The organism is Pseudoalteromonas sp. S3260 (assembly GCF_005886925.1).
GTDB classification, from domain to species: Bacteria; Pseudomonadota; Gammaproteobacteria; order Enterobacterales; family Alteromonadaceae; genus Pseudoalteromonas; species Pseudoalteromonas tetraodonis.
In genome coordinates this window covers 1-8,864 of record NZ_PNCV01000026.1, presented here as the reverse complement: position 1 = coordinate 8,864, position 8,864 = coordinate 1, and the positions used below count along the sequence as shown (strand labels likewise).

4 protein-coding genes and 1 pseudogene are annotated in these 8,864 nt (G+C 40.5%); 4 read left to right on the top strand and 1 reads right to left on the bottom strand.

Annotation, left to right across the window (positions count from 1 at the left end; all coding sequences use genetic code 11):
• Positions 1 to 245: 245 nt before the first annotated feature.
• Positions 246 to 1,781 (top strand): annotated as a pseudogene (locus tag CWC14_RS05050) (tryptophan halogenase family protein).
• A gap of 3 nt (positions 1,782 to 1,784) precedes the next feature.
• Here the strand turns inward: CWC14_RS05050 and CWC14_RS05045 are convergent.
• On the bottom strand, positions 1,785 to 2,384 hold the full coding sequence (locus CWC14_RS05045) for a DUF6445 family protein (RefSeq protein ID WP_249928699.1): 600 nt from the start codon (positions 2,382 to 2,384) through the stop codon (positions 1,785 to 1,787).
• Positions 2,385 to 2,791: 407 nt separating this feature from the next.
• On the opposite strand from CWC14_RS05045, the gene CWC14_RS05040 reads away from it, so the two are divergent.
• The 3 genes from CWC14_RS05040 to hrpA all read left to right on the top strand — a co-directional run bounded on the left by CWC14_RS05040 (position 2,792) and on the right by hrpA (position 8,671).
• A complete protein-coding gene (locus CWC14_RS05040; RefSeq protein WP_138561662.1) occupies positions 2,792 to 3,496 on the top strand; it encodes a SapC family protein in 705 nt (234 codons plus the stop codon).
• A 124-nt stretch (positions 3,497 to 3,620) separates the two neighbouring features.
• Positions 3,621 to 4,655, top strand: coding sequence for an isoaspartyl peptidase/L-asparaginase family protein (locus tag CWC14_RS05035; RefSeq protein WP_138561660.1), 1,035 nt, complete (start codon positions 3,621 to 3,623; stop codon positions 4,653 to 4,655).
• Positions 4,656 to 4,783: 128 nt separating this feature from the next.
• The gene (gene hrpA, locus CWC14_RS05030; RefSeq protein WP_171036827.1) at positions 4,784 to 8,671 is read left to right on the top strand and encodes an ATP-dependent RNA helicase HrpA; all 3,888 of its coding nucleotides are present in this window, start codon (positions 4,784 to 4,786) and stop codon (positions 8,669 to 8,671) included.
• Positions 8,672 to 8,864: the final 193 nt, after the last annotated feature.

The window sequence follows — 8,864 nt, the reverse complement described above, 5'->3', positions numbered from 1 at the left end:
TCTAATGTTGGCTTAACCAGAACTCAGGTTAACAGAGGAAGACAGCGTTCAGCTCGGTAACAATGATGCATCTACCTCATTACCAAACCCTGATTTACTGAATGATTTTCCAGTGTGGAGTTTTGAAGGTGAAGCACGTTACAAACTTGGTGTAACAATGCGTTTTTGATACGCTAAATGAGTAAAAATAACCTAAGCCCAGCATTGCTGGGCTTTTTTACGAGGTTAAACTTTATTGGTGATTTATGGATATAAAAAAAGTTGCAATTGTAGGTGGTGGAACAGCCGGTTGGTTAGCTGCAAACCACATTGGCAAAGAGATGCTCAATCGTAAAGGTATATCTGTTACTTTAATAGAGTCCCCAGATATACCGCCAATTGGTGTCGGTGAAGGCACAGTCCCCGATATTAGGAATACCCTAAAAAGCTTTGGTATTCGTGAAGATGAATTTATTAGGCAATGTGATGCAACGTTCAAGCAGTCAATAAAGTTTATTAACTGGATGGATAAGAAAAAACATGGAGAAGGCAACTTTTTTCATCATTTATTTGATGTGCCAAGCTCTTATGATGCCAAGCATTTAACTTCTTATTGGTTAAATAACAAAGAGAAAGTCAAAGTTATGCGCAGGGCTTATCTTCTCAGCATGTTATTTGTGAGGCAGGCTTAGCACCTAAAAATATCACTAATGCTCAATATGAAGGGGAGTTGGCTTACGCGTATCATTTTAATGCAGGCAAGTTTGCGCAACTACTTGCTTGTAATGCAAAAGAAAAATTTTCTGTAGAGCATATACACACCCATGTTACACAGGTAAAGCTTGGCGATGACGGCGCTATTGCTGCACTTATTACAGATAACAATGAAGAGCTTGAGTTTGACTTTTATATTGACTGCTCAGGCTTTGAATCTTTACTTATGAGTAAAGCGTTAAAGATTCCTTTTGTTGATGTATCTGAGAGTTTATTAATTAACAGCGCATTAGTGGTGCAAGTACCAACCAAAGCCGATGATGCTATTCCTCCTTATACACTTGCCACCGCTCATCAAGCTGGCTGGATTTGGGATATTGCGCTCACCAATAGGCGTGGAGTAGGTTTTGTTTATTCAGATAACCATATGACGGATGAACAGGCACATGAAAAACTTGACCGTTATTTAGGTGATAGTAAGCAAGATCTTACCTACAGAAAAATACCAATGCGGGTCGGTTACCGGAAAAAAGTTTTGGCATAAAAATTGTGTTGCCCTTGGCTTAGTACAAGGCTTCTTAGAACCATTAGAGGCTACGTCAATATTATTAACTGACTTTTCAGCTAAATTTTTAACGTTGCGCTTCCCATCATCAACAACGTAGCTAGAGCAATTAGATGAGCGTTTTAATCATGCTATGGGGTATGCATGGGAGCGGGTGATTGATTTTATTAAACTTCACTACTGTATATCAGACCGCACTGATTCAGCTTTTTGGATAGCAAGTAAAAACCAAGACACTATTTCCTCGTCATTAAAAGAAAAACTTAATTTGTGGAAAGAGTTTACCCCAGTCAGAGATGATTTTTTTAGTCAGTTTGAAGTGTTTTATCTAGAGAACTTCTTATTTGTACTTTATGGAATGAATTACAATACTAAGGCGTCTAACAGCCCCGATAAAGAACAGGCACACTGTTTAGCGCGTTTAAAACAAAGAGCTGAGATTGATCACTATTTAATAAATAAGCTTCCTGATCACAGAGCGCTTTTAAATAAAATTAAACAGTATGGGCTTCAGTCAATCTAACCCTTATCTTACACTTGCGAAAGAGGCTATCGACAGACGGCCTTTTTTAGCATCGGCTAAGCAGCTTTGCTCAGAGTAAATATTTGCACTGTGTAATAAGTTACCTTGGTAAATAACAAGGCGATTAAATTTAGCATCTATTTTAAATACCTGCTCAAATAAGCTAGTGGTACCCGCTAAATAGCCTTGATGTTCATCAGGGTTATTTTTAACATCGTTAACTATATCTGCCAATAGTGGTTTGTGTTGCTCTTTAAATTCAATAATGTTTTGCGGTATGTATTTATAAATACTGGTGCCACCGAGTTCCTCACCAGATAAATAATGCACAAACGCATAGTCTCTTTCATCACATGAATCGATATGGGGCACTTTTTGATCGACAATTAAATTAGCCGGTTTACATGAAACTAATGAAAGCAAACTTTTATGAAGAATAGACTCGTGGTAGTTTTTGTTTTCTATTTTAGGCAGTATTTCATTTTGAAAAAATGCATGTAAAACCCTTAAGTAGGGTTGTGGCATATTGTCGCGAATGCCAGGATAGAAAGAATTGTCTGAAAACATAGGATTAAAATAGGCTATGTTATGGGCAAAATTCATTACACTACTTGTATCAAAAGAAAATCATCAACAACGAAGGCTGATAGCTTGGTACCTGGGATCATCAATTTTTCAATTTTTAAGTTCGGGTTTACAGTTAAATTTTTCATTATTTTAGTGTCTATTTTTGCTGAGATTATCTAAGTGTGAATTTTTTATTTAGGCACAAAATCAACATACCACCGAAGACAGCGTTGTCAAAGAGCGCTTTTTGAGCTATTTAAGCGTGCGAATTTCACCTTTGGTTATGTTTACTCGTTATTTGTTGAAATAATCAGCGATAATGTTTTTGTTAATTAATAACGTACAAAATGACACAAAATTTTCACTTCCTTTTTGTCACCAAAACCATTAGCCTTAGGCCACTAACAGTAATAAATCAAATTAATAAATAACGGAGCAGTAACATGGCGGAGCAACAAGTACAGCCTTTACACAACGAAAAACATGCCAAGACTAAAATTAAAAATGGCATCAATATCGAATTTATGAAAACACAACACTTAGTGCCAGTTGTAGCACACGAGTTTGCGCGTATCGCCAATGAGTTTCCAATGTCTTTTGTTAAAAATAACGAAACAGGCACTTTTCAAGCGGTTGCTATGTTTGGCCTAGAGCCAGGTGAAAACTTATTTGTTGATGGCGATAAATGGACAGCTGCGTTTGCACCTATGGCAACGACTCGTTACCCATTAGGTTTAGTAAAGCACCCTGAGCAAGATCAATTTGGTATTGTAATTGACGAAGCGAGTTCATTAGTTGGTGAAGAAGAGGGTAATGCATTATTCGAAAACGGTGAAGAAACTGATTACCTTAAGCGTCGTAAAGAAGCGTTAGTATCGTTCATTGAGTTTTCACAAGTCACTGATGCGTTTACTAAATTCCTTGCTGATAAAGAATTACTAGTAGCACAAACGCTAACGGTTGATATTAAAGGCGAGAAAAAAGACATCAACGGTATTTACCTTATCGATGAGAAAAAACTAAATGAGCTAAGCGATGCAGACTTTCTAGAGCTTCGTAAACGCGGTTATTTAGCACCTATCTATTCTTTCTTAACGTCTACTCACCAAGTAGCACGTTTAGCACGTTTAAAAGCGCAACAAGCGTAATTTTTAAACAGAATTTAAAAAGCGCCTCAGGGCGCTTTTTTTATGCCATTAAACTCAGTTCACTTGAAAAACCTCACGTAACCATTCACATTAGTTTTAATCTTAACTAACGAAAGAACGCACAATGAAAAAATCACTATTACTAGGACTGCTTTGCGGTAGTTTAATGAGTGTGAGCTCATCTGCATTGAGTGCGAGCACGACGTTTGCCATTGCGATTCATGGCGGGGCAGGCACCATTGATAAAAGTAAATTTACACCTGCTCAAGAGCAAGCTTACCGCGATAAATTAGCTCAAGCTGTTGAGGCTGGGTATAAGGTACTTGAACAAGGCGGAGAAAGCCTTGATGCAGTCACAGCAGCCATTGAAGTGTTAGAGCAATCGCCTTATTTTAACGCCGGACGCGGCGCGGTATACACCTATGATGGTAGCCATGAGTTAGATGCCTCTATTATGGATGGTCGTAACCGCCAAGCTGGAGCAGTTTCGGGCATTAAGCACATAGAAAGTCCAATTAAACTTGCCCGTTTAGTGATGGAAAAATCGGTGCATGTGATGTTAAGTGGCCAAGGTGCAGAAGAGTTTGCTAAAGAGCAAGGCGTTAGCTTAGTAGAGAATAATATATTTGATACAAAGCATCGCTATGAAGCTTTATTAAAAGCAAAGGAAAAACTAGAGGCGAGCAAAAGCACCAATAAAGATTATCAAGCAGCGCACAAGGCGTTACCCGCTAATTATAAAATGGGGACTGTGGGTGCGGTGGCACTGGATAAACAAGGCAATTTAGCCGCGGGTACGTCAACTGGCGGAATGACCGCAAAACGTTTTGGTCGTATTGGTGATGCACCAGTTATTGGCGCGGGTACTTTTGCAGAAAACGCCTCGTGTGCAGTATCGGCAACCGGCCATGGCGAATATTTTATTCGTTATAATGTGGCAAGCGATATTTGCGCACGAGTAAAATATCAAGGTAAAACCATTGCCCAAGCTGGGAATGAAGTAATAAATGGGGTGCTTAAACCGATTGGCGGCACAGGCGGTGTTATTATTGTTGATACAAAAGGGAATATTAGCCTGCCGTTTAACACCACAGGCATGTACCGTGCGAGTAAATCGAATACGCAAGCGACTTATGTAGGTATTTTTAGCGACGAATAAGCGTTTTTCTTTAGTGGCTGGAGGTTTATATAATAATCTGCTGATTGTTATGTCCTTTACAGGATTAACCCCAGCTATTTAATTTGCTACAATCGGGGCTCTTTGACTAATTTTTATAAGGTATGCAGGTGGTAAACCTAGGTCAGTTGTTTGGCGAGCTAAAAACGTGCTTAAAAAAAGATCAATTCAGTTTTAAAAAGCGCCTTCATGGCGTAAAAAAAATTACCGACGAGGCAAAACTTACCAGTGCGCTTGAAAAAATTACGGCTGATATCAGTCGCAGTCAATCGCTTCGCGAGCAGCGTTTAGCTGGGCTACCTAACGTTACTTATCCTGAGCAATTACCGGTCAGTCAAAAAAAAGACACCATTAAAGAGGCCATTGCTAATAATCAAGTGGTGATCATTGCTGGTGAAACCGGCTCAGGTAAAACCACACAAATTCCTAAAATGTGTTTAGAGTTAGGACGTGGGGTTGATGGGTATATAGGCCATACTCAACCTAGACGTTTAGCTGCACGTAGCGTTGCCAATCGTATTGCAGAAGAAATGCAATGCGAGCTTGGTCAGCAAGTGGGTTTTAAAATTCGCTTTAGCGATCAGGTTTCTAATAACAGTTATATAAAACTGATGACCGACGGTATTTTATTAGCTGAAATACAACAAGACCGTTTTTTGAATCAATACGACACCATTATTATTGATGAGGCGCATGAGCGCAGTTTAAACATTGATTTTATTTTAGGTTACCTTAAAAATTTACTTCCTAAACGTCCTGACTTAAAAGTTATTATTACCTCAGCGACCATTGATCCAGAACGTTTTTCTAAGCACTTTGATGATGCGCCAATTATTGAAGTATCAGGCCGGACATTCCCTGTGGATGTACGCTATAACCCCATCAGTGATATCCAAAAAGAAGACATGGAAGCCGAAGGCGACCAGTTACAGGGGATTTTTGATGCGGTCGATGAACTTTGCGCTGAAGGCCCCGGTGATATTCTGATCTTTTTAAACGGTGAGCGAGAAATACGCGATACCGCCGATGCGCTAAGTAAGCGCAATTTAAAACACACCGATATATTACCTTTGTATTCAAGGCTATCGAACGCTGAGCAAAATCGTATTTTTGCGCCGCATTCGCGCCGCCACATTATTCTCTCAACCAACGTGGCTGAAACATCGCTAACGGTGCCAGGTATTCGTTATGTTATTGACCCGGGTACGGCGCGTATTAGTCGTTACAGTTACCGTACAAAGGTTCAACGTTTACCCATAGAGCCTATTTCGCAAGCCAGTGCTAATCAGAGAATGGGGCGTTGTGGACGTGTTGAAGCGGGTATTTGTATTCGCTTGTATTCAGAGGACGATTTTTTATCACGTCCTGAATTTACCGACCCTGAAATATTGCGTACTAACTTAGCATCAGTTATTTTGCAAATGTTAGCCCTTGGGCTGGGTGATATGGCGCAATTTCCTTTTGTGCAAGCTCCAGATAGCCGAAATATTAATGATGGTTTAACATTGCTTGAAGAGTTAGAAGCGGTAAAAGCGGCTAAGCGTCATCAAAAAACCAGCCTAACACAATCTGGGCGAGAGCTAAGTCGTTTGCCAGTGGATCCGCGTTTAGCAAAAATGGTGCTGACTGCGCATAAGCTTGGTGCATTGCGTGAGGTGATTATTATTGTTGCTGCGCTCTCAATTCAAGACCCACGAGAACGACCACAAGAAAAACGCCAGGCAGCGAATGAAAAACACGGTCGCTTTGACGATCCAGACTCTGACTTTATCGCCTTTTTAAACTTGTGGAATTACCTCGAAGAGCAGCAAAGTGAGCTGACCAATAGCCAGTTTAGAAAGCTATGTCAAAAAGACTTTTTAGCGTATATGCGTATTCGTGAATGGCAAGACATCGTGTATCAAATCAGCACTGTGTGCAATGAAATGAAAATGAAAGCCACCACTAATGTTGCAGACAGCGAGCTTATTCACAAAGCACTGTTAAGTGGCATGCTCAGTCATATCGGTTTTAAAGACGAAAAGCAGCTGTATAAAGGCGCACGTAATAGCCAATTTCATATTTTTCCAGGATCAGGCTTGTTTAAAAAGAGCCCCAAGTGGATGATGTCGGCTGAATTGGTAGAAACCAGTAAACTCTATGCCCGTATTAATGCCAAAATAGATGTGAACTGGGTAGAACCGTTTGCTCAGCATTTAGTAAAACGCAGCTACACAGAGCCTCATTGGGAGAAAAAGCCCGGTGCAGTGATTGCCTTTGAGCAACAAACTTTGTATGGCTTATTAATTGTTAATAAACGCCGCTGTGTGTACAGCAATATTGACCCTAAAGTAAGCCGAGAGTTATTTATTCGCACAGCGCTGGTTGAACAAGAGCTTGGATTAAATGAAGCATTTTTAGCGTATAACCGCGAATTAATTGAAGATATTCAAGTGCTCGAGAACAAATCTCGTAGGCGCGATATTTTAGTTGATGAGCAAACCTTGTTTGAGTTTTACGAGAAGAAAATACCCAGCGATATTAACAATCGTGCTGCGTTTATTAAGTGGTATAAAACACAAAAACAGCAAGACAAACGCTATCTGCACATGACGCGTGAAGAGCTCATGCAGCATGGTGCAAGTAGCATTACCGAATTTGACTATCCAGATACATGGCAACAAGATAACTTAATGTTGCCGCTTACTTATCATTTTGATCCAGGCCAAGCAGTTGATGGTGTTGCCGTGCAGATACCGGTTGCGCTATTAAACCAAGTTCAAGAAAGTGGTTTTGATTGGCATATACCGGCATTTCGTCATGAGCTAATTTGTGGGTTAATTAAGTCATTGCCAAAGTCACTTCGCCGTAACTTTGTCCCTGCGCCTAATTATGCTGATGCGGTGTTAGCGGCTATAGAGCCATTACAAGGCTCGTTAATCGACTCGCTAAGCAATCGATTACTACGTATGACCGGCGTCCGTGTAGACCCTGAGGTGTGGGATTTAACTGCGCTTGCTCCGCATTTAAGGCTACAATTTGAAGTGCGCGATGAACACGACAAGCTACTGGCACGTGGACTCGATTTAGCTAAACTTAAAGCGCAGCTACAAGGCAAGGTCACCGACACCTTATCTAAAGTCGCCGACAAAGGCATAGAAAAAACCGATTTAACGCAGTGGGATTTTGGAGAGTTACCAACATCCTATGTGAAAAAGCAAGGTCAGTACGAAATTAAAGCGTACCCTGCGCTGGTGGATAAAAAATCAACGGCGGCAGTGGAGTTATTCGATAACGAAATTAAAGCGCAATTAGCGCACCAGCAGGGGTTGCGTCGTTTAGTGTTATTAAACGTGCCATCACCCATTAAATACCTGCAGCAAAATTTACCAAACAAGGCTAAGCTAGGGTTGTACTTTAATCCTTTTGGTAAAATTGCCGATTTAATAGATGACTGCATTGCATCGGGTGTTGATAGCCTATTAGTTAAATATGGTGATATTCGTACAAGTGATGCATTTGAAACGGTTAAAGAGCATATTCGCGGCGAATTAGGCGACACCGTAGTAGCAATTGCAACCCAAGTAGAGCAAGTACTGAGTATTGCTCATGCGCTGCATAAAAAAATGAAAGGGCGAGTAGATTTAACCATGATCACTGCCCATGGCGATATTAAATCTCAGTTAGAATCGCTTATTTTTAAAGGTTTTGTGAGCCAGCATGGGGCGGATAAGCTCGGCGATTTAATTCGTTACTTAAAAGCGATTCAAAAACGACTAGAAAAGCTACCCGTTGACCCAAATCGTGATAGATTATGTGTGCTAGAGCTTGAAAAAGTGGCGCAAGAATATAAAAAACTGACGAATAAAACCCCTAAAGGAATGCCATTGCCTGATGATGTTGAGGCTATTTTTTGGATGCAGCAAGAATTACGCGTATCCTTATTTGCGCAAACCTTAGGTACACCTTATCCAATTTCAGCAAAACGTGTGTTAAATGCGATAAAAGAAATTGAATAATCCCATTATTCGCTATTAAGCTAGGGTCTGTTGACCTTTTTGGATTAAAATTCGTTCAAACTAAGGGCGGTTTAATCGCGGCGCGAGGTTTGTAACCTAGTGGGCTAAGTAAAAACCGAGTAAAGCTTCCGCGTCCTGCTCACGCCCCTTACCTACATCCATGTAGGCAACAAAGAGTAAATCGCCCCTAGGC